General features: G+C 73.1%; 19 protein-coding genes. 7 read left to right on the top strand and 12 right to left on the bottom strand.

Annotation, left to right across the window (positions count from 1 at the left end):
• Positions 1-26: 26 nt before the first annotated feature.
• From uca to PED38_RS08900, 6 genes are all read right to left on the bottom strand, one after another.
• Positions 27-3692 carry an urea carboxylase gene (uca, locus tag PED38_RS08925; RefSeq protein ID WP_270980918.1) on the bottom strand — a complete coding sequence of 1222 codons (3666 nt, stop codon included), beginning with the start codon at positions 3690-3692 and terminating at the stop codon, positions 27-29.
• Positions 3689-4381, bottom strand: a complete 693-nt coding sequence (locus PED38_RS08920; protein ID WP_063070877.1) for an urea amidolyase associated protein UAAP2 — start codon at positions 4379-4381, stop codon at positions 3689-3691. The genes uca and PED38_RS08920 overlap by 4 nt, the downstream gene beginning before the upstream one ends.
• Positions 4378-5220, bottom strand: coding sequence for an urea amidolyase associated protein UAAP1 (locus PED38_RS08915; protein WP_270980917.1), 843 nt, complete (start codon positions 5218-5220; stop codon positions 4378-4380). Before PED38_RS08915 ends, PED38_RS08920 begins: the two co-directional genes overlap by 4 nt.
• Complete coding sequence (locus PED38_RS08910) at positions 5217-6815, bottom strand: APC family permease (RefSeq protein WP_270980916.1); 1599 nt, start codon at positions 6813-6815, stop codon at positions 5217-5219. The genes PED38_RS08915 and PED38_RS08910 overlap by 4 nt, the downstream gene beginning before the upstream one ends.
• 326 nt (positions 6816-7141) lie before the next feature.
• On the bottom strand, positions 7142-10522 hold the full coding sequence (gene car / locus PED38_RS08905) for a carboxylic acid reductase (protein ID WP_270980915.1): 3381 nt from the start codon (positions 10520-10522) through the stop codon (positions 7142-7144).
• Between the two features lie 49 nt (positions 10523-10571).
• Entirely contained in the window at positions 10572-11231 is a 660-nt protein-coding gene (locus PED38_RS08900) for a 4'-phosphopantetheinyl transferase family protein (protein ID WP_270980914.1), read from the bottom strand.
• A gap of 256 nt (positions 11232-11487) precedes the next feature.
• Between PED38_RS08900 and PED38_RS08895 the strand changes: the two genes are divergently transcribed.
• On the top strand, positions 11488-12255 hold the full coding sequence (locus PED38_RS08895) for an SDR family NAD(P)-dependent oxidoreductase (RefSeq protein WP_270980913.1): 768 nt from the start codon (positions 11488-11490) through the stop codon (positions 12253-12255).
• A 17-nt stretch (positions 12256-12272) separates the two neighbouring features.
• Here PED38_RS08895 and PED38_RS08890 read toward each other — a convergent pair whose 3' ends face one another.
• Positions 12273-12512: a hypothetical protein gene (locus PED38_RS08890; RefSeq protein ID WP_063071027.1), complete on the bottom strand. Its 240-nt coding sequence runs from the start codon at positions 12510-12512 to the stop codon at positions 12273-12275.
• A gap of 23 nt (positions 12513-12535) precedes the next feature.
• On the bottom strand, positions 12536-12808 hold the full coding sequence (locus PED38_RS08885) for a hypothetical protein (protein ID WP_270980912.1): 273 nt from the start codon (positions 12806-12808) through the stop codon (positions 12536-12538).
• A 109-nt stretch (positions 12809-12917) separates the two neighbouring features.
• On the opposite strand from PED38_RS08885, the gene pcp reads away from it, so the two are divergent.
• A complete protein-coding gene (pcp, locus tag PED38_RS08880) occupies positions 12918-13559 on the top strand; it encodes a pyroglutamyl-peptidase I (RefSeq protein WP_270980911.1) in 642 nt (213 codons plus the stop codon).
• Positions 13560-14235: 676 nt separating this feature from the next.
• Entirely contained in the window at positions 14236-14787 is a 552-nt protein-coding gene (locus PED38_RS08875; RefSeq protein WP_270980910.1) for a hypothetical protein, read from the top strand.
• Here PED38_RS08875 and PED38_RS08870 read toward each other — a convergent pair.
• Together PED38_RS08870 and PED38_RS08865 are read right to left on the bottom strand one after the other, a co-directional pair.
• Positions 14784-15230, bottom strand: a complete 447-nt coding sequence (locus PED38_RS08870) for a hypothetical protein (protein WP_131798099.1) — start codon at positions 15228-15230, stop codon at positions 14784-14786. The two genes, PED38_RS08875 and PED38_RS08870, sit on opposite strands and share 4 nt — an antisense overlap.
• 280 nt (positions 15231-15510) lie before the next feature.
• On the bottom strand, positions 15511-16905 hold the full coding sequence (locus PED38_RS08865) for an MFS transporter (protein WP_270980909.1): 1395 nt from the start codon (positions 16903-16905) through the stop codon (positions 15511-15513).
• 71 nt (positions 16906-16976) lie between these two features.
• Between PED38_RS08865 and PED38_RS08860 the strand changes: the two genes are divergently transcribed.
• Entirely contained in the window at positions 16977-17723 is a 747-nt protein-coding gene (locus PED38_RS08860; RefSeq protein WP_270980908.1) for a phosphotransferase, read from the top strand.
• Positions 17724-17772: 49 nt separating this feature from the next.
• On the opposite strand, the gene PED38_RS08855 is transcribed toward PED38_RS08860, so the two are convergent.
• On the bottom strand, positions 17773-18210 hold the full coding sequence (locus PED38_RS08855) for an NUDIX hydrolase (protein ID WP_270980907.1): 438 nt from the start codon (positions 18208-18210) through the stop codon (positions 17773-17775).
• The gene (locus PED38_RS08850) at positions 18207-18701 is read right to left on the bottom strand and encodes a MarR family winged helix-turn-helix transcriptional regulator (RefSeq protein WP_270980906.1); all 495 of its coding nucleotides are present in this window, start codon (positions 18699-18701) and stop codon (positions 18207-18209) included. The genes PED38_RS08855 and PED38_RS08850 overlap by 4 nt, the downstream gene beginning before the upstream one ends.
• Positions 18702-18919: 218 nt before the next feature.
• Between PED38_RS08850 and PED38_RS08845 the strand changes: the two genes are divergently transcribed.
• From PED38_RS08845 to PED38_RS08835, 3 genes are all read left to right on the top strand, one after another.
• Positions 18920-19588, top strand: coding sequence for a hypothetical protein (locus PED38_RS08845; protein WP_063070866.1), 669 nt, complete (start codon positions 18920-18922; stop codon positions 19586-19588).
• Positions 19589-19686: 98 nt separating this feature from the next.
• Entirely contained in the window at positions 19687-20799 is a 1113-nt protein-coding gene (locus PED38_RS08840) for a S26 family signal peptidase (RefSeq protein WP_270980905.1), read from the top strand.
• The gene (locus PED38_RS08835) at positions 20796-21701 is read left to right on the top strand and encodes a LamG domain-containing protein (protein WP_270980904.1); all 906 of its coding nucleotides are present in this window, start codon (positions 20796-20798) and stop codon (positions 21699-21701) included. Before PED38_RS08840 ends, PED38_RS08835 begins: the two co-directional genes overlap by 4 nt.
• The last annotated feature ends 25 nt before the right edge of the window (positions 21702-21726 follow it).

Below are 21726 nucleotides of genomic sequence, written 5' to 3'. Positions count from 1 at the left end.
CCGGCCGCCTCCCGCGGCGACGGCGATCAGGACGCCGCGCCGATCACCGCGAGCACCTGCCCGGGCGCGACCTGCTCGCCGGGCGCGATGCGGATCTCCAGCACGCGGCCCGCGACCGGCGCGCCCACCACGGACTCCATCTTCATCGCCTCGACCGCGAGCACGGCGTCGCCGGCCGTGACGTCGTCGCCGGGGCGCACGTCCACCCGCCACACGGTCGAGGTGAACGGCGCCATCACGGCGGTCGCGCCCGGCGGCACGGGCACCTCGTCGGGGACCACGACGACCGGCTCGTCGCGCACGTCGAACTCGCCGGACAGACGCCAGCGGGCCTTCTCCTCCTCGAACGCGCGCGTCTGCGTCTCGCGGAAGGAGCGGATCGAGGCGTCGTTCGCGGCGAGGAACGCGTGGTGGTCGGCGATGGAGAACTCGCCGTCCTCCGTGGCGAAGTCGCCGCGGCCCGCGTCCGTCTCGGCCCGGAGCTCGAGCAGCTCCTCGGCGCCCACGGGGTACCACTCGATCCGGTCGAAGAAGCGCAGCGCCCAGGGGTGCTCCTGGAAGAGCCCGCCGCGGCGGAAGCGGTTCCAGATCTGCACCGTGCGGCCGACGAACTGGTACCCGCCCGGCCCCTCCATCCCGTAGACGCAGAGGTACGCGCCGCCGATGCCGACCGAGTTCTCGGCGGTCCAGGTGCGCGCGGGGTTGTACTTCGTGGTCACCAGGCGGTGGCGCGGATCCAGCGGCGTGGCCACGGGCGCGCCGAGGTACACGTCGCCGAGGCCGAGCACGAGGTAGCTGGCGTCGAAGACCGTGCGGTAGACGTCGTCGACCGAGTCGAGGCCGTTGATCCGGCGGATGAACTCGATGTTCCACGGCGTCCAGGGCGCGTCGTCGCGGACGCCCGCCATGTAGCGCTCGATGGCGAGGCGCGTCGCCGGGTCATCCCAGGAGAGGGGGAGCCGGACGGTGCGCGACGGCACGACGAGCTGGTCCGTCGGCGGGATCTCGTCCTCCAGCTCCCGGAGCAGGCCCGCGACGGCCGTGGCCTTCAGCACGCGCGGATCCGTGCGCACCTGCAGCGAGCGGATCCCCGGCGTGAGCTCCAGCAGACCCGCGGGCCGCTCCTCCTGCAGCCGGGTCATGAGCGCGTGCACGCGCATCCGGAGCGCGATGTCGAGGGTCATGTCGCCGTACTCCACGAGCACGTCGTCGTCGCCGTCGCGCCGGTACGCGACCGACGGGCGCGCGTCGGTGGCCTCGAGCCGGCCGATCACGCCGTCGTCGCCGTCGCCGCCCGTGCGGACCACCGTGAGCGAGGCGCGCGCGTCGACGAGCGCCGCGGCGTCCGCCTCCTTCACGGGCACGAAGCGCACGGTGTCGCCCGGCCGCAGCTGCCCGAGCTTCCACAGCTCGCCGCTCGCGACCACCGCCGGGCACACGAAGCCGCCGAGGGACGGGCCGTCGGGGCCGAGGATGATCGGGGTGTCGCCCGTGAAGTCGATCGCGCCCACGGCGTACGGGGTGTCGTGGATGTTCGACGGGTGCAGCCCCGCCTCGCCGCCGTCCTCGCGCGCCCAGCCGGGCCGCGGGCCGATGAGCCGGATCCCGGTGCGCGCCGAGTTGTGGTGCACGCCGTAGTCGGTGGCGTACAGCACGTCGATGTCGTCGCGCGTGAAGAAGTCGGGCGCCGCGTGCGGGCCCTCGGTGACGGCGATCTCCCACGTGGAGGTGAGCGCCGGCCGCCGGTGCGCGGGCGTCGGGCCGCCGATCAGCCCGAGGCGCGCGCCCGCGGGGAAGGCGGGGTGGTCGGCGTCGGAGTCGGGGGATCCGGGCCGCAGCACGTCGCCCGCGAGCAGCGCCCGGCCCGCGTGCCCGCCGAAGCGGCCGAGCGTGAAGGTGGATGCGGATCCGAGGTACGCGGGCACGTCGATGCCGCCGCGGACGGCGAGGAACAGGCGGAGCCCGGGCCCGTCGGCGCGCCCGATCGCGAGGGTCTGCCCGGCGGCGACCTCGATCGGCTCCCACATCGCGGCAGGCGTCCCGTCGACCGTGACCGGCGCGGGTGCGCCGGTCACCGCCACCACCGAGGCGGTCGAGAAGCGCAGCACCGGGCCGTCGGCCGTGATCTCGAGCCCCGGCGCGCCCTCCGGGTTGCCGACCGCGAGGTTCGCCTCCGCGAGCGAGACGGGGTCGAACGGGCCGCTCGGCGGCACGCCGACCTGCCAGTACCCGAGCCGGCCGGGCAAGTCCTGCACGGTCGTCATGGTGCCGGGGGAGACGACGTCGATGCGCGGCGCCGGGTCGTCCGTCACGTCGAGGGTCGACGTGGAGTGCGTGGCCGTGCGCAGCTCGAGGTCGTCGGTGAGCGCCCGCAGCAGGCCGGTGTTCGTGACGATGCCGTCGATCCGCGTGCCGTCGAGCGCCTCGCCGAGGAGGTCGAGCGCGTCGTCGCGCGTCTCGCCCGTGGCGATGACCTTGGCGAGCAGCGGGTCGTAGGAGGCGGAGACCTCGAGGCCCGTCTCGATCCAGCCGTCGACGCGGATCCCGGGACCCGCCGGCAGCACGGCCTGCGTCACGAGGCCGCTCGACGGCAGGGATCCCTTGGCCGGGTCCTCCGCGTAGAGGCGGGCCTCGACGGCGTGGCCCTGCGGGATCCACTCGCGCGTGAAGAGGTCGTCGGGCAGCCCCGCGGCGCCGTCGCGGGCGAGCCGCAGCATCAGCTCCACGAGGTCGACGCCGTGCACCTCCTCGGTGACGGGGTGCTCGACCTGCAGGCGCGTGTTCACCTCGAGGAACGCGGCCTCCTCGCGCACCGGGTCGTAGACGAACTCGACCGTGCCGGCGCTGCGGTAGGAGACCGACTCCGCGAGCGCGCGGGCCGAGGCGTGCAGCTGGGCGCGCACGCGGTCGGGCAGGGCGGGGGCGGGCGCCTCCTCGATGACCTTCTGGTTGCGGCGCTGGAGCGAGCAGTCGCGGTCGCCGATCACGGCCACGCGGCCCGCGCCGTCGCCCACGAGCTGCACCTCCACGTGGCGGGCCGGGCGCACGAGGCGCTCGAGGAAGATGCCGGTGGATCCGAACGCCGACTCCGCGAGCCGCGTCACCCGGCCGTACGCCTCGCGCACCTCCTCGGGCGTCGCGCAGGCCTGCATGCCGATGCCGCCGCCGCCGCCCGTGGCCTTGAGCATCACGGGCAGGCCGACGCGCGCGGCCTCGCGCACGGCCTCGTCGGCGTCGGCGAGGAGGCCGGTGCCCGCGAGCATCGGCACGCCCGCGGCCTCGGCGAGCTCGCGCGCGGTGTGCTTGGCGCCGAACGCGAGGATCTGGTCGGCGGTCGGCCCGACGAACCGGATCCCCGCCTCCTCGCAGGCCGACGCGAACTCCAGGTTCTCGCTGAGGAACCCGTAGCCGGGATGGACGAGGCCGGCGCCGGTCGCCCGGGCCGCCTCGATGATCGCGTCGATGCGCAGGTACGACTCGCGCGGCGCGGCCGGCCCGAGGCGCACGGCCTCGTCGGCCTCGCGCACGTGGGGAGCGGCCCGGTCGGCGTCGGAGAAGACCGCGACCGTGCGCATCCCCATGGCCTTCGCGGTGCGGATCACGCGGCACGCGATCTCGCCGCGGTTCGCGACGAGCACGGTGTCGAGGTCGAGCGCCCGGCGCTCGGCGGCGCTGTGCTCGGCGGCGCTCACGGCTCCACCACGATCATCCGCAGCGGCGTGCAGCTGAAGTCGTTGCACGGGTTGTTCATCTGCGGGCAGTTGGAGACGATCACCAGCACGTCCCGCTCCGCCCGCACGGCCACCCGCTTCCCGGGCGCGCTCATCCCGTCGACGATCCCGAGGGCGCCGTCGGCCTCGACCGGCACGTTCATGAACCAGTTGACGTTCGACACGATGTCGCGCGCGCCCAGCCCGTGCCGCGCGCCCTCCGTGAGGAAGTTCTCCCGGCAGGCGTGCTGGTGCGCGGTGTGGTGCCCGTAGCGGAGCGTGTTCGACTCCTTCGAGCAGGCGCCGCCGAGGGTGTCCTGGCGGTCGATCTCGTTGCCGACCACGGTCATCAGCGGCCGGCCCTCGCTCGACATGAGCACGGATCCGGTGCCGAGGTACGCGTTGCCCTGCGCCACGATCGTGTCGGGCACGCTGTACCGCTCCTCGGGATCGTCGGCGTCGTAGACGAGGAAGTCGGCGGACTGGTTGCCGCCCACGTCGACGATGGTCAGCACCTGTCCGGCGCGCACGACGGCCGACCAGGGCGCGAGCGGCGCCACCCGGTCGTCGCGCACCACGCGGCCCGGCACGAGCGACGCGCCCCAGTCGAGCACGGCGTCGGGCGCGTGCACGGCGCCGGTGGGGACGGTGGAGGTGACGGTCGGGGTCATCGGTTCCCTCTCGCTTCGCAGCGGTCGATGGAGTTGAGGTAGGCGCGGGTGAGCTCGGGCGTCGCGTGGAAGCGCGCGTCGTCGGGCCCGGTGGGGGCGCCGCGCCAGGCGTGGATCCGCAGCGGCCCCACCACGTGGGCGGGCCGCGGGTCGAGCGGGTGCGGCACGTTCGCGACGAGCACCAGCAGCGGCATCTCGGCCACGAGGGTCACGTGGGTGCCGGGCCCGGCGGATCCGATGGGCCGCAGCGCGCCGTCCTCCTCCACGCGCACGCCCTGGAAGAAGGAGACGCCGGGCGGCAGGTCGCGCCGCGTGAGCCCGTGCTTCGCGGCGGCCTTCACGAGGAGCGACCGGCCGCTCGGCGTGGGGCCCTCGGGCGCGCCGGATCCGTAGCGCCGCTCGTTGAGCGCGTCGGTCGAGGTGCCGCAGAGGGCGTCGTGGTGGCCGGAGGTGTCCTCCACGATGCTCGCGAGGATCCGCCCGTCGCCGCTCAGCAGCGGGGAGCCCTCGCCGAGGTACGCCTGCCACGGGATCTTCACGGTGTCGGCGACGTTCAGCCGCTCGCCGGGCGCCTCCGCGTCGTAGAGCAGCAGGTGCGCGCAGGCGTCGCCCGTGGGGTCGTCGAACCGGAGGCGGGATCCGCGCGCGAGCACGCGGTGCGCGTACCCGCCGGGCGCGACGGTCTCGGCCCAGGTGAGGTCGGCCGGATCCACGCCCGCGGGCGCGAACGGCGACGAGGAGGCGGGGACGTACGGCATCCAGTCGCTCCGGAGGGCGGCCTGCGCGCGGGCGTCGTCCCGGGAGGCGGTGACGCTGTCGGTCGTGCGCGCGTCCCTCATCGGATCGCCGCTCCCGCCGGCTGGACGACCGGGATCGCGGCGGTCGTCGGCACGTCCCGGAGCTCGATGGGCCCGTCGGAGCGGTGCCGCCACGCGTGGTACCCCCAGCCGACGAGCAGCGTCGCGCCGATGAAGAGGAGCGCGCTGTGCTGCAGCCACCACGACCCGCCCGTGAGGTCGTAGATCTCGGCGCGCGGCCAGATCAGGTTCACGGCCATGCCGGCCTGGAACAGCACGGCGACCACGTTCACCGGGATGCCCCAGCGGCCGAGCGTGAACAGCGGCTTCCCGTCCTCGTCGACGCCGCCCTGCGGGAAGCGCCCGCGGATCCGGGCGACCAGCAGCGGCCCGGTGACGCCGAGGTACGCGAGGTAGAGCATCGCGATGCAGAGGCTCGAGAGGGCCGTGAAGATGGCGGACTGCCCGGCGTTGACCACCAGCGCGAGGACCGCGCCCGCTCCGACGACCACCGAGGTGAGCACGGGCGTGCCGGTGCGCGGGGACACGCGGGCGAGCTGGCGGTGGAACGGCAGGGCCTTCTCGCGCGCCATCGAGTACATCATCCGCGTGCCCGACGTCTGCACCGCGAGCGTGCACGCGAACACCGCGACCGCCACCGCGCACAGCAGCAGGCGTCCGCCCACCTCGCCCGCGGCCGAGGTGATGACCCAGGCGAGGCCCTTCGTGGCGAGCTGCCCGTCGGTGAGGCTGGGCGCCGCGACGAGCGCGCCCACGATGAGGAGCGCCCCGCCGAGCCCGGAGACCACCAGCGCCCGCACGATGGTGCGCGGCGTCGTCTTCCGCGGGCTGTGCGTCTCCTCGGCGAGCTCGCCCGCGGAGTCGAAGCCGACCATCACGTACGCGGCCATGAGGGAGGACGCGAGCCACGCGAAGACGTACGGCTCGTCGCCCGTGCGGCCGGCGGTCGTGAGCACGACCTCGGGTCCGCGCTGCGGGAGGAGGAAGAGCACCGCGACGAGCACGACCACGCCGACGATCTCGATCAGCACGCCCGCCGTGGTCACGCGCGCCATGAGCCGCACGCTCAGGATGTTGACGACCGTGGTGACGGCGAGCAGGAGGATCCCGAGCAGCACCGCGTTCGCCGCGCCCGTGGGGGAGGAGACCGACGGATCCGCGTCCGGGCCCCCGACGATCTGGAACCCGGCCCAGATGGACGGCAGCACGGCCTGCACCGCGATGGCCGCGACGGCGACCGTGAGGATCTGGCCGACGATCATGGTCCAGCCGGTGAACCACCCGAACGTGGTGCCGGCGAGGCGGCTCGACCACTGGAAGATCGCGCCGGAGATGGGCCAGGAGGCCGCGAGCTGCGCGAAGTTGAGGGCCACGAGCAGCTGCCCGACGAAGACCACCGGCCACGCCCAGAAGAACGCGGCGCCGCCGAGGCCGAAGCCGAGCCCGAACAGCTGGAACACGGTCGTGAGGATCGACACGAAGGAGAACCCGGCCGCGAACGAGGAGAACGGGCCGACGCCCCGATGGAGCTCCTGCGCGTAGCCCGACGGGGCGTGATCAGCGCGAGCCGCGGTGTCCCGGGCGTGGCCGGACGGGACGACGGGGGCGGGGGCCACGGCGGGTGCCGCCGCCGGCGAGGGGGTGTGCGGGGTGCTCAATCTTCTGGCCTCTCACGAGGGCGCGGTGCTGCGGATGCGCCGGAGATCCGGTTGCCCGGTCGGAGTATCTATCGAGCGATAGGTATTTCGATCCAGTGTGGTTCTGCCCCGTATCGCGGCCGTTTCCCTCGTGTTACCGGCGTGTATCTTCTCTCGGGACGGCGGATCCGGTGGCCGTCGCCGCCCGCCGTCACCGGCCCCGACACGCACGGAGGGGCCCGCAGCGCATCGCTGCCGGCCCCTCCGTGTGCGTCCCGCCTCGGGATCGGGTCACGTCGCGAGCGTCACCGCGCGGCCACCCGCGCCGGCGCGAGCAGCCCCAGGAACGCGAGGTCGTCCGCCACCTTCGTGATGAGCGCGCGGTCGAGCGACGGGATCTCCGGCTCCCCGAGCGGGCGCACCTCGCGGACGGCCGCGGCGAAGGCCTCGGCGGGGATCGCCGAGCCGGCGTGCGGCTCCTCGGGGGCGGCGAACGCGTGCATCAGCGGCAGGACGGACCGGGCGCGGTCCGCGTCGGGCAGCGCGGCCAGCGCCGCGCGGAACCGGGCGACCCACTCCGCGTGGTCGTCCACGCGCTCGATGTCGTGGCCGTCCTCGCGGAGCCAGTCGACGAAGGTGTCGAGCGAGACGCCGTCGTCGTGGGGGTTCACGACGTTGAACGTGCGGTGCCCCTCGGTGAGCGCGGCGCCGATCGCGTCGATCGCCGCGGCCGTGAAGTCGGCGGGCAGGCCGTCGTAGTGGGACGGCTGCCGCTCGCCGTCGGGGCCGCGCCGCACGAACGAGGCCGGGGCGAGCCCGGTGGTGAGCACGCTCCACATCAGCCGGGTGAAGACGTCGGGGAGGTTCACCTGGCCGCGCCAGCGGGGGTGCGCCAGGATCATGTCGGAGCGGAACACGGCCACGGGGACGCCGTGGTGCTCGTGCGCCTCGCGGAGCAGCACCTCGCTCGCCCACTTGCTCGCCCCGTACCCGTTGGCGTACTCGTCGCCGACGGCCCACTCGGGGATCATCACGCGGATGTCGGCGTGCTCGTCGAGCGCGGCGGGCGCGGACGGCTCCGCGTCCGCGGTCGTGCCCGGCTGCGCGCCGCCCGCGACGGCGACGCTCGACACGAAGGTGACGGGCACGCTGCCGGCGGCGATCGCCAGGCGGATCGCCTCGGCGGTGCCGACGACGTTCGGGCCGAACAGCGCCGGGTACGGGAGCACGTGGTTCACGAGGGCCGCCGCGTGCGCGACGAGGTCGACGCGGGCGGCCAGGGCCGTCCACCGCTCCTCGTCGAGGCCGAGGCGGTGCTCGCTGACGTCGCCGGCCCGCACCTCGAGCGAGCCCGCCAGCTCGGCGAAGCGCCGGGCGAACGCGGGATCGGCGGCGAACGCGGTGTCGAGGCGGCGCCGGGCGTCGGCGTCGTCGGCGCCGCGCACGATGCACACGAGCGTGCCGCCCGTCGGGGCGAGGCGCTCGAGCCAGTCGATGGCCAGGAACCGGCCGAGGTAGCCGTTCGCGCCGGTGAGCAGGACGGTCCGGGATCCCGGCGTGGTGGCCGACGCCCGGGGGACCGGGATCGGGATGCCGCCGAGCATCCGGTCGAGACGGAGGTCGCTCGCGCGGAGGGTGGAGGCGCCGGCGCCGTGCACGCGGGTCACGGTCGGCCGGTCGTCGGAGGCGGAGCGCTCCACGAACGCGGCGACGGCGGCGAGGTCGTTGGTCGGGTCGGTGATGACGCCGACGGGCACCTCGGTCTCGAACACGTCCTCGAGGATCCCGGAGAACGTCAGCGCGGACAGCGAGTCCCCGCCGAGGTCCGAGAACCGGGCCGCGGCGGCGGTCGCGGGGGACGCCTCGGCCCCGAGGAGCTGCAGGGCGGCGCGCACCACCGTGTCGACCGTCGGCTCGTCGTCGGGGCGCTCGCGGAGGGCGGCCACCAGCGTGCCGGTCTGCTGCTCCGCCAGCGCGTCGTAGAGCGCGGCGAAGCGCTCGCCGTACCGCTGCGTGAGGCGCAGGCGCAGGAGCTTGCCGGCGTCGGAGAGCATGCCGTCCTCGACCGTGAACGGCCGCGGCTCGACGATCACGCCGCGGGGCACCTCGTAGGGGGCGAGGTCGTGCTCGCGGGCTGTGCGCTGGAGCGCGGCGAGGATGTCGCGCTCCGACGCCCCCTCGGTCGACGGCACGACGACCGCGACGAGGAACGCGTGCCGGCTGTCGCCGTGCAGCGCGATCTGGTGCACCTCGGGCGTCCCGCCGTACGTCGCCTCGAGGGAGGCCACCGCGACGAACTCGCCCTGCGACAGCTTGAGCACGTTGTTCCGGCGGTCCACGTACTCGTAGGTGTCGGGGGCGGTCCGGGCCATGACGTCGCCGGTCCGGTAGAAGCCGTCCTCGTCGAACACCGCCGCGGTGACGTCCGGCCGGCGGAAGTACCCGGTCATCGCGGCGGCGCTCTTGACGAGCAGCTCGCCCCGCGGGTAGGGGAGATCGGTGGTGCGGTACCCGAGCTCGGGGACGTCGACGAGCTTGTGCTCGGTGACGGGAGGCTGCTGGACGACCCCGTCGCGGAGGATGCCGCCGGCCTCGGTCGACCCGTACATGTCGTGCAGCGTGATCCCGAGGCACTCCTCGACGTAGGTGCGGAGCGCGGGCGTCAGCGGGGCGCTGGTGCAGATGGCGTCGCCGATGCGGCCGCCGAACGCGCGGACGCGCAGGTCGGCCTGCACGGCGGCGCGGACCGCATCCGGGTCCGCGTCGCCGGCGGCGAGCCGCCGCTGCTCCTCGCGCTCGCCCTCCTGCCGGACCATCTCCGCGACGCGCGGCACGAAGACGAACTCGGTCGGCGTGAAGGCGCGGAGGTCGTCGAAGAGCGTCGACAGGTCGGTCGAGGTCGCGAGCGCGACCGTGCCGCCGCGGCCGAGCGTGGCGAGCAGGGCGAGGCGGCCGGTGAGGTGGCTCAGGGGGAGGTACGCGTACCCGACGATGCCGTCCGCGAGGTCCGCGGCCGTGGATGCGTCGCCGGCGGGGGCGGACGGGATGGCGTGCCACAGCCGCTCGACCATGGAGCGCGTGTACATCGCGCCCTTCGGCGTGCCGGTGCTGCCGGACGTGTAGAGCAGGAGCGCGAGCGGGTCCTCGCCGGGCGCGGGGTGCCACGGGCTGACGCGCGGCAGGGCGGCGCCCCGGGCGACGAGGCCGTCGAGCGTCACGTCGGCGTCGGCGTCGGCGTCGGTGCCGTCGCCGGTGCCGGCGCCCGTGTCGAGCAGCATCGTCCGTACGCCGTCGCCCGATGCCCCGGCGACCGCCCGGGCCATCGCGCCCTGCTCGACGGTGGCCGCGATCCAGGCCGGCTCCGTCTCCTCGACGATGGCGCGCAGGGCCCCGGCGGGCGCGCTCGCCTGCAGGGGCACGCTCACCGCGCCGAGGATCCACGTGGCCAGGTCGAGGGTGATGGCGTCCGCGGTCGCGCTGCCGAGCACCGCGATGCGGTCGCCGGCGGACACGGTCTCCCCGAGCGCCGCGGCCAGCGCGCTCGCCCGGTCCCACAGCTCCCGGAAGCTCGTGTCGGTGATGTCCGGCCCGGAGCGCTCCCGCAGTGCCGTCCGCTCGGCGTGCTGCTGGAATATCGCCTCGACCGACGTGTCGTCGTGCTCGTTCTCCAGTTGCTCAGTCCCCATGGTGTTCGTCCTCTCCTCGTTCGTCCCGGAGCGCTCCTGCGCTCCGGCTTCAGTTCTCGTCGAGCGTGATGCCCGCCAGCGCCATGCCGTCGGCCACCGTCCACCGCCCGGTCCCGGTGAACGCCGGTCCGCGGCGTGCGCGGACCGCGAAGGAGCCGTCCGGGTGGAGCACGACGTGCGCGCCGTCGATGCCGTACCAGCCGCCGTGCGCCGACGTCCGCGCCTTCGCGACGGCCTCGGCGGCGGCGAACAGCACGCTGTCCGGGCTCCCGACACCGGCCGCGCGGAGCGCCTCGAGACCCGCGGCGACGGGCCCGCTGCCGAGATCCGCCACGCGCGCCAGCACGCCGCCGGGCAGGCGCCGGGCGGGTGTCGCGTCGATGCCGATCCCGGCGTGCTCGTCACGTCGCCCCACGGCGCACGCGCGGAGCCCGACGCAGTGCGTGATGCTGCCGACGACCCCGGACGGCCACACCGGCGCTCCGCTCCGCGCGACGGGGATCGATGCGCCCCGGATGCCCAGTGCCGCGAGCGCCTGGCGCGCGAGCACGCGACCGGTCACGAACTCCGCGCGACGGCCCGGGAGCGCCGTCGCGACGGCCTCCCGCTCGTCGTCGGCGAGGGCCCCGTCCAGGTCGTCCCTCGACGTCACCACGACCACGGAGTCGGGGAGGAGGGCCCCCTCGAGGATCCGCGATAGTAGTTGCACTGACACAACTAAACGCCCGCTTCCTCCGAGGTTCCCGGGTCGCGGGGACCGTACTACACTGCGCCGCCGGACGAGCGGGGGCGTCGGGCGGGGGCGTCGACCGGTCGGTCCGCCCCTGCCGCCCGGCGCCTCGGAATCGCCTCCACGGTCCTTGACGGAGGCGCCCGCGGGGAGTCGGCTGGATGCTCCCGACGGCGGTGCGCGCGCCTCACGGCGACGTCGCCCGTCGTCCCCGCGAACCCTCAGGAGGATCACCATGGCTGGACGCTTCGACGGCAAGGTCGTCATCATCACGGGCGCAGGTTCGGGCATCGGCGAGGCCACGGCCCGCCGCTTCGTCGCCGAGGGCGCCAAGGTCGTGATCACCGACAGCGTCGAGGACAAGATCCGCGCGGTCGCCGACTCGCTGCCCGACGGCAGCGCCACCGCGCTGGTCGCGGACGCCGCCGTCTCGGCCGACGCCGACCGCGCGGTCGCCGCCGCGCTCGAGGCGCACGGCCGCCTCGACGTGCTCGTCAACAACGCCGGCACGTTCCAGGCCGGCCCCATCTCGGGCATCACCGACGAGGAGTGGCACCGCGTCATCGACACGGATCTCTCGGGCGTCTTCTACGGCACCCGCGCGGCGCTCCCGCACCTGGTGGCGACGCGCGGATCCATCGTCAACGTCTCCTCGGTGTCGGGCATGGCGGCGGACCACCACATGAGCGCGTACAACGCCGCGAAGGGCGGCGTGAGCAACTTCACGCGCGCCGCCGCGCTCGACCACGGCGTCGACGGCGTGCGCGTGAACGCGGTCGCGCCGGGCCTCATCTGGACCGAGCTGGTCGCCGGCAAGGAGGACGACGAGGAGCTGAAGGCCGAGTTCGCCAAGCGCATCTCCCTCGGCCGCGGCGGCGAGGCCGACGAGGTGGCGGCGGCGATCGCGTTCCTCGCGAGCGACGACGCCTCGTTCATCACGGGCGCGATCCTGCCCGTCGACGGCGGCACCACGGCGAGCAACGGGCAGCCCTCGCAGGCGTAGGCCGGTCGCGGCGCCGGTCAGGCCGCGGGATCGCCGCCCCCGGCACCCGGCGCGTCCGGCAGCCCCGCGCGCAGCCGCGCCGTCCGCTCGCGCGCCAGCTCGAGGCGCGCCTCGCCGAGCGCGGCGGTCGCGGCGAGCGTGCGCCGGCCGGCGAGCGCGACCCGGATGATCACGATGAGCGCCACCGCCACGAGCACGAGCAGCGCGACGAACACGAGCAGCACGCCCGACCCGAAGACGTCGTACGCGGTCGGCATCAGGATGCTGTCGCCGCCCACGCTCAGACCGCCGGGCCCACGGGACCGGACCCGGGCGCGTACGGCCCGCCGTTCCCGTCGGCGTCGCCGTCGTCGTCGGCCTGGAGCCGCGCGGTCTGCTCGCGGATGAGCTCGAGCCGGGCCTCCTGCAGCGAGGTCGTGACGAGGAGCGTCCGCCGCGCCACGAGCGCGAGCCGGATGAGCACGACGGTCGCGACGATCGACAGCACCACGAGGGCGAGGATCACGAGGACGTAGAGGACGATGCCGATCCCGGCGCCGGAGTTGGAGATCATGTCCCGAAGCTAGCGGCCGGGATCGGTCCCACGGTGGATCGGCCTCCGGTCGGCCCGGGGCGTAGCGTGGATCCCGCCCTTCCTCCGCCGATCCGTCAGGAGCCCCCGCATGACCACCGTCCTCCTCACCGGATTCGAGCCCTTCGACGGCGACACCAGCAACCCGTCGTGGACGGCCGTGCAGGAGGTGCGCGACCGCTGGGACGGCGACGCCGAGATCCAGGTGCGCCAGCTGCCGGTCGACTTCGCGAAGGTGGACGACGCGCTGCGGGCGGCGCTCGCCGAGGTGGATCCGGACGTCGTGATCTCCGTGGGCCTCGCCGGCGGCATCGAGACGCTCGAGGTGGAGCGCATCGCGATCAACGTCGACGACGCCCGCATCCCCGACAACACGGGCTTCCAGCCCGTCGACGAGCCGGTCGTCGACGGCGGCCCGGCTGCGTACTTCAGCACCCTGCCGATCAAGGCGGCGGTCGCGGCCGTGCGCACGAAGGGGATCCCCGCGGTCGTCTCGCAGACCGCCGGCACCTACACGTGCAACCACGTCTTCTACCTGCTGATGCACGAGCTGCGCGACCGGCCCGGCACCCGCGGCGGCTTCGTCCACATCCCGTACTCCACGGAGGAGGCGATCGGCACCGACCGCCCCTACATGCGCATGGACCAGCTCGCGACGGCGCTCACCGCGGTCGTCCGCGCGACGCTCGCGAACGCGACCGACGTGAAGGTGGGCGGCGGGTCGCTCGACTGAGCTGCGGCTGAAGAACGACGCGCTACGAAGTCCCTCGGGCAAGACCGCAGGCGGTTTGGCGGCGCGCGGGGACGGCGTCGCAGTGGGATCGAGTCCAGGCGGAGGTCGACCGAAGCTGGAACCCCGTCCGATAGGGGTTCAGGCGGATTGCCTCACGCCGGAGCGTCCTGCTTGTCGTGCCGCGCACGGGTGAGGAAGGACTGAGCGCACACGCGTAAGTGGGTTCGTGTCTTGTCAGGTGCTGCCCCCGCGTGGACGGCAGGTGCGTGCGGGTGCACCTCTAGAGAGTGATGTGCCTCTCGTGCCTGTCCGAGTCGGAGGCGCGCTCGTCCGCTATCAGGGCCTCGGTATCGCACCACTCGCCTCTCCGGAAGCAGCGATGGACCTGTCCACATAAGTGCTGACTTGCACATCACGCAAGTTCTACAGCCAGGTGAACTTGCTGGACGCTTGGGCTGTCTGCACTCAGTGGGGGGGCTACGCCAGTCATGAGGTAAATCGTCTGACAATACACCTGATGGGGCGCAATCACAGGCCGGTAGCGCCCTTCGTCTCGGTTAGGCCGACTCGTGTGCGTCCAGGGCTGGGTGTGAGAGTTAATCGACAGATGAACCACGACGCGCTCGCCCCTGCGCGGATGAATCGAATAACCGATGTCGATCAAGGAGTGTGAAAGATGAAAAAGGCGATCATCGCGACAATGTTCGCGATATCTTCAGTCATGGGCCTAGCGGCGCCTGCCATAGCGGCGGAGCGAACTCCGGCGGACGCGAGGCCGCTTGAATTCTCACAAGAGGTCTTGCGGCATGCATCGACCGCGACCGAGTTCGCATCCGACTCCAGAGACGTATCCATCGCTGCAGCCGAGCGGGCTAACATCACAGCGGCCGGGTTCGAGGCGACGAGCATTCAGCCGGGGACAAGGATGCCGCAGGTCATCTCGTCCTGCCGGAATCCCGGAGCGACTTGCACGCTGGATCGATCCGTCACAGCGACAGCTACCATCAGCGGGGGAGCGGGGATCAGCTTCGAGGTGCTCAACGCCAACCTCGGCGGCTCGTACTCGGAGTCGGTCACCTTGGGCGTGTCCTGCACATCGCCCACGCTCGGACAGGGGCAGCTGTACAACGCGTACCTACAGGGCACTTTCGTGATCTTCACCTATAACGGCACTAGTGGGACTGCGTTCCTGCCCACTGGCATCGATTGCCGGGTCCAGGCCGGCTAGTCGAGATTGGGTGCGCCGGCTGCGATCGCCCACGTCGAACCAGTCGGCGCACCTTCCACAGCCACGGTGAGGCGCACTCCCTTCAGCGGCACATTATCGGCTAGGACCTGCACGCCGGAGCTTGAGTCACATTTCATTTTCACGGCGGACTCGTCGGCTATCTTCACCGTTGCCTCGCCTGCAGCGCCGATACACATGGCATAGACGGCGAGTCCGCTTCGGTCCCCCGCTATTTCGACAGAGGACGACTGCGGTCCCCCTCCGCTTCCGGCAAGGCCGCCATAGGACTCCCCGCTCTTTTCCTTGAGGGATCCGTCGAGGGTGCGCATGAGACTTTGTGGCGAGGGCACAGTGTCCACGGGTCCGGGATCGGTGGTCGTGCATGATGACATGGCCATGACTGACGCAGTGATGACGGCGGACGCGACGATGTAGCGCTTCATATGAGCTCCTCCCGATGCGCTTTGTCCGTGCGACGATACTGCACGCGGCCAACGGTGCTGGATCTGAAGGAACCTTCAACGATCATGGTGTATCGCGCCGAAGCCCACGAGGCCATCTCGACTCATTGATCGTCATGTTCGTCGAGCTGAAGTACGGCCCGATGCTGAAGCAGGGCCGGCACTCCTCCGTTACGTCCTAAGGACGAGTCAGATGAATTCCCAGAGGTCGGCAGCGGACGTGAAGGCGGCCGGCAGGGGGCTCGCCTGATCCGTGGCGGCATCAGCCCACCCGCGCATCCGCCCCGCGCACCCGCAGCATCAGCAGCAGCCCCGCGAGCAGCACGATCACGATGCCGATGATCCCGAAGCGCGTGTCGCCCGTGATCGCCACCGCGATGCCGAACAGGCCGGGCGCGAGGAACGAGACCGCGCGGCCGGTGGTCGTGTAGAGGCCGAACATCTCGCCCTCGCGGCCGGCGGGGGAGATGCGCGCGAGGAACGTGCGGCTCGACGACTGCACCGGCCCCACGAACAGGCAGAGGATTAGGCCGGTCGCCCAGAAGCCGGCCTTCGCGTCGCCGACGGCGAGCACCGCGGATCCGCCGACGATGAGGCAGACGAGCGAGACCACGATGACGGGCTTCGCGCCGAATCGGTCGTCGAACCAGCCGGCCGCGAACGTGCCGATGCCGGCCACGACGTTGGCCGCGACGCCGAACAGCAGCACCTCGGTGGTCGAGAAGCCGAAGACCTGGGCCGCGATGATCGCCCCGAACGTGAACACCGCCGCGAGCCCGTCGCGGAACACCGCGCTCGCGAGCAGGAACACGAGCACGCGCGGCGACTCCCGGTACAGCTCGGCGATCCGGCGGAACAGCGTGCCGTACGACGCGAGGATGCCCTGCCGCTTGCGCCCCGGCGCCGCCGGGATCTCGGGCACGCCCACGAGCACCGGGATCGAGAACACGGCGCACCAGATCGCCGCCACGAGGATGGCGACGCGCACGTCGAGCGCGCCGCCCGCCTCGCCCGACGGCAGGCCGAGGAGGCCGGATGCGCCGGGCGTCCCGAAGTCGAAGAGGAAGAGGCCGAGCAGGAGCGCGAGCAGCACGATGCCGCCCACGTAGCCCATGCCCCAGCCGAGGCCGGACACGCGGCCGACGGTGCGCGGCGTGCTCACCTGCACGAGCATCGCGTTGTAGTTCACGCTCGCGAACTCGAAGAACACGTTCCCGGTGGCGAGCAGCACGGCGCCGAGCCACAGGTACGACGGCACCGGCTCCACGAACACCATGCCGAGCATCGCGAGCACGACGATGCCCGTGTTGATCCCGAGCCAGAGGCGTCGGCGCCCGGATCCGTCGGAGCGCTGCCCGAGCACGGGCGCGAGCACCGCGATGAGGAGGCCCGCCAGGGTCAGCGCCAGCGAGATCACGCCGGACGTGTCGGCCTTCGCCGCGACGAGCGCCGGGTTCCGGTCGTCGTCGCCCGCGGCGGCCACGATCGCGGGATCCACGAACAGGCTGCTGGCGAGGTACGTGCTGAACACGAAGGTGGTGACGACCGCGTTGAAGGCCGCGGATCCCCAGTCCCAGAGCGCCCACGCGGCGACGCGTCGGCGGGGAGGGGCGGCGGGGTCGGGTCCGGCGACGGCGGCGGGCGCGGTGGTGCTCATGCTCGCAACCTAGCCCGTGCGCGTGTCCCGCCGGGGTCGTGCCGCCGCCCGGCCCGCCCTACGCTGGCCCGATGGACGGACCCCTCGAAGGCGGCAACATGAACCGCGTCGAGCGCGAGGGCGACACCGTGCTCCGCGACGCCGGCCCCTGGACCCCGACCGTGCACCGCTACCTGCGGCACCTCGCGCTCGCGGGCGTCGAAGGGATCCCCGAGCCGCTCGGCGTCGAGGGCGGCCGCGAGCGGCTCACCTTCCTCGACGGCGTCGTGCCCGTCTACCCGCTGCCCGACTGGATCTGGTCCGACGACGTGCTCGTCCAGGCCGGCCGCCGCCTCCGCGAGCTGCACGACGCGAGCGTCGGCTTCTTCCTCGGCGGCGCCGTCTGGCAGTCGGAGGTCAAGGTGCCGAGCGAGGTCATCTGCCACAACGACTTCGCGCCGCACAACCTGGTCTTCGCCGACGGCCGCCTCATCGGCGTGATCGACGTCGACATGTGCTCGCCCGGCCCGCGCATCTGGGACATCGCGTACCTCGCGACGCGCGCGGTGCCGCTCACCGGATCCACCCCGGCGGGCGCGCCCGCCATGGACGACGCGCGCCGCCGGGTGGCCCTGCTCCTCGACGCGTACGGATCCGACGCGACCTGGACCGACGTGATCCGCGTCGCCATGCTGCGCCTCCATGACCTCGCTGAGATGTCGCTCGCCAAAGCCGACGAGCTCGGCAAGCCGCACCTCCGCGACGAGGCCGTGCTCTACCGGGCCGACGCCGCGCACCTCCGCGGGATCCTCGACGCGGACCGGGCCGCCGGCGCCTGACCGGCGACCCGCCGCACGCGTCGACCGCGAGCCGCGACGATCGCCGCCCTCACCCGCGCGGCAGCAGCCCCGCGACCTCCCGCAGCACGTCCGCGTCCTCGTAGGCGAGCCCCAGCCCGATCGCCTCGTCGACGGGGAACCACGCCACGCGCTGCCCCTCGGTGAGCGCGATCTCCTCCGCCGGCACGTGGAGCCTGGCCGTGAACGTGTGCTCGACGCCGTACGACCGCGTCCGCGTCATCAGGTGAGTGACCTCGGCGACCGGGATCCGCGCGCCCAGCTCCTCCTCGACCTCCCGCACGATGCACGCGAGCGGCGTCTCGGGCGGCTCGAGCATCCCGCCGGGCAGCGCCCACATGCCGGGGAAGGGGATGGTCGGGATGTCGTCGCGCAGCTGCAGGAGGATGCGCCCGCTGCCGTCCACGAGCACGACCTGGCAGCCCTCGCCCGGCGACGACGCCGGCCCCGGCTCCTGCCCCGCGCTCACGCGGTCCCCGCCGCGTCCGGCCCGTCCATCGTGTGCGCCGTCATCGCGATCGCCGCGCGCGCGATGTCCTCCGCGGTCTCCTCGGATCCGAGCCCCGGCGACGCCCGCAGCGCCACCTCGGCGGCGGCGCGGTAGTCGGCCGTCACGCGTGCGAGCTGGGCGCGGCCGGTGTCGGTGAGCTCGAGGAAGACGCTGCGCCGGTCCCGCGGATTGGGCACGCGGCCGAGGAGCCCCGCCACCACCAGCCGGTCGATCACGGCGGTCACCGCGCCCGTGCCCATGGAGATCTCGGCGGCGAGCAGCTTCGGCGTGATGCGGCCGAGGTCGCCGACCAGGCTGATCACGGTCAGGTCGGTGGTGTTCATGCCCACGTCCTGGGCGATGCGCGTGCGCAGCTGCCGCTGCGCCGTCTCGACCATGTGCAGCGCGTTCGCGAGCGCGTCCACGGCCGCGGCGTCGCGGCGGCGCGGAGCGGTTCTCTCCGGGGTCATGGGCGGTGTCCCTGAGTCGGGGATCCGGGCGGATCCGAGCGGTCCAGCGACTGTAACGCGACGGAGGGGGGGCATCCGCTCCGCGAAGGGGATGTCCCCCGCAGTGGGGGGATTGCACGGAATCCAAGTAGCTGTACATTCGAGTTAAAGCGAGTCAACGATCTTCAGCCCGGGGCTCACCCAGCCCCTCACCCCTTCCGAACCCAGGAGCCACGAACATGTCGAACCACATCGCCCCCGCCGCCAAGATCAAGCGCGTCCGCTTCGCCCCCCTCGCCATCGCGACCGGCGTCGCCGCCGCCGTCCTCCTCTCCGTCTCGATGTCCGGCACGCTGTCGGGCTTCGTCGCCTCCATCACGAACGACACCAACACGGCGGCCTCCGGCTCGCTCGTCATGCAGGAGTCGCAGGCCGGCGCCAACGGCGCCCCCACCGTCACCTGCCTCAGCACGAGCGCGGCGACCGGCGTCGACTCCAACGCCGCCACCTGCTCCACCATCAACAAGTTCGGCGGCTCGACCACGATGGTCCCCGGCCAGACGGTCACGAGCGTCGTGAGCATCAAGAACGTCGGCACCTCGAAGGCCTCCACCTTCACGCTGACCCCGGGCGCCGCGTGCACCCAGACCAAGAACGGCACCGTCAACGGCTCCGCCACCGACTTCTGCTCCAAGCTCAACGTCGTGATCACGGCCGCCGGCACCTCCGCGCCCGTCTTCTCCGGCACCGCCGCGACCCTCGCCGGCTCCTCCGCCAAGACGCTGACCGCCCTCGCCGCGAACGGCAGCACCGACTTCACGTTCGCCGTCACGCTCGACTCCTCCGCCGGCAACACGCACCAGGGCCTCGGCGCCTCGCTTCCCCTCACCTGGACCTTCGCCAGCTAGCACCGGCTCGACCCGGCGGGGCCGCCACGGCGGCCCCGCCCTTCCGCGCATCCCCAGCGCGCCCCATCCCCATGAGCCCCTGACCCGGGAGGTGCCCCATGACCGACATCCAGGACCGCGCGACCGCCCCCGCTCCCGCGACCGCCCCCGCTCCCCTTGCCACGACCGTCTCCGCGCTCGACGCCCTCGAGCTCGACCTCCTCGAGCTGGACCTCCTCGAGCTGGCGCCCGTCGAACTCGACCTCCTCGAGCCGGCGCCCGTCCAGCCCGCCCGCCTCGAGCCCGCCGCCACCGAGCCGGCCCTCGTCGAGCGGGACCCCATCGTGGAGGAGGCGGACCTCGACCCCGCCTCCTCCGCCCTCCCCGCGCGCGGCGCCGCCCGCCGGGCCGCGCGCACCCGCCGCCGCACCGTCGTGATGTGGACGGCCACCGTCCTCCTCACCCTGCTGGTCGCCGCGACGCTCCTCTTCCAGGCCTCCGGCGGCCGCTGGTTCGTCGTGCAGACGCCCTCCATGGGCACCACGGCCCCCGTCGGCACGCTGCTGCTCACCACCCCGGTCCTCGTCGAGGACGTGGAGCCCGGCGACGTCGTGAGCTTCCACCCCTCCACCGCGCCCGACGAGACCTACACGCACCGCGTCATCGCGGTCGGCGCCGACGGCCTCACCACCCAGGGCGACATCAACGGCGCCGTGGACCCGTGGAAGACCGACCAGGAGCACCTCATCGGCGAGGCCACGACGATCCTCCCCGGCTTCGGCTGGCTCGCGAAGGGCCTGCCGCTGATGCTCGCCGGCCTCGTGATCGTGATGATCCTCACCCGCCTCATCTCCTCGCCCACGCACCGCGCCTCGATGCGCATGCTCGGCGGATCCCTCGTGGCCGCCTTCACCGTCTTCCTGCTGAAGCCGTTCGTCGGCCTCGTCGTGCTCGACGCCGCGACCGCCGGCTCCGACGTCCGCGCCACCATCGTCAACACCGGCCTGCTGCCCATCCGGGTCGCGGCCGAGGGCGGCTCCGCCACCTCCGTCGTCTCCGGCGCGGTCAGCACGATCACCGCCCCCGCGGGCGAGGCCGGCACGTTCCACGACATCTCGTCCACGCTCGACCTGCCGCTCTGGGGCTGGGTCGTCTTCTTCGCCCTCTGCGCCGTCCCCCTCCTCTGGACGCTGGTCGTCGGCCTCCCGACGGAGGAGGAGCGCCGCGCATGAGCGTCGTCGCCCGCCTCCTCGGCCGTGCCGCCTCCGCCGCGGACGCCCGCCTCCGGCCCCGTCGCGCCCCGCGCCTCGCCGGGATCACCGCGTCGCTCGCCGCCGCCGCCCTCGGTGCGGTGCTGCTGCTCGCACCCGGCACCAACGGCGCCTACACCGCCGCGATCGCCAACACGAACAACACCGCCGCGTCGTCCGCCGCGTTCTTCACCTGCTCGAGCGCGTTCGCGGCCGACCGGGCCAACGCCGTCTTCGCGTACCCGCTGAACGAGGCGAGCGGATCCACGCGCGCCGTCGACGCGGCGGCCGGCACCTACCCGGGCACCTACCGCGGCAGCATGGTCAGCACGTCGGGCTCCCCGATCGCCTGCTCACGGGACACGGGCGGCGCCTACACGCTGAACGGATCCACGAGCCAGCTCACCAACTCCCTCATGCAGCAGGGCCCCGCGACCTTCAGCACCGAGGTCTGGTTCACGACGTCGGTGAAGGCCGGCAAGCTCATCGGCTTCGGCAACTCCCCGTCGGGATCCTCGTCGGCGTACGACCGCCACACCTACGTCTCCACGACCGGCCAGCTCGTCTTCGGCACCTACAACAACGGCTACCAGACGCTCACGAGCCCGGGCAACGTCGCCGACGGCACCTGGCACCACGTGGTGTCGACCATGTCGCCGAGCACGGGCATGACGCTCTACCTCGACGGCCAGCGCGTCGCCGGCAACACGGCGTTCACCGCCCCGGAGAGCAACACCGGCTACTGGCGGATCGGCTACGACAACACGTCGGGCTGGCCGAACCCGGGCAGCGGCTACTTCACGGGCAGCATGCGCTTCGCCGCGCTCTACAAGACGGCGCTCACGGCCACGCAGGTCAAGGCCCACTACGACGCCGGGCGCTGACCCCCCGGGACGCGAGAGGAGGGGC

Source organism: Clavibacter sp. CT19, assembly GCF_027858075.1.
Classification (GTDB): Bacteria; Actinomycetota; Actinomycetes; order Actinomycetales; family Microbacteriaceae; genus Clavibacter; species Clavibacter tessellarius_A.
Note: the sequence above shows the minus strand (reverse complement) of the source record. Positions and strands in the feature narration are given on the sequence as shown.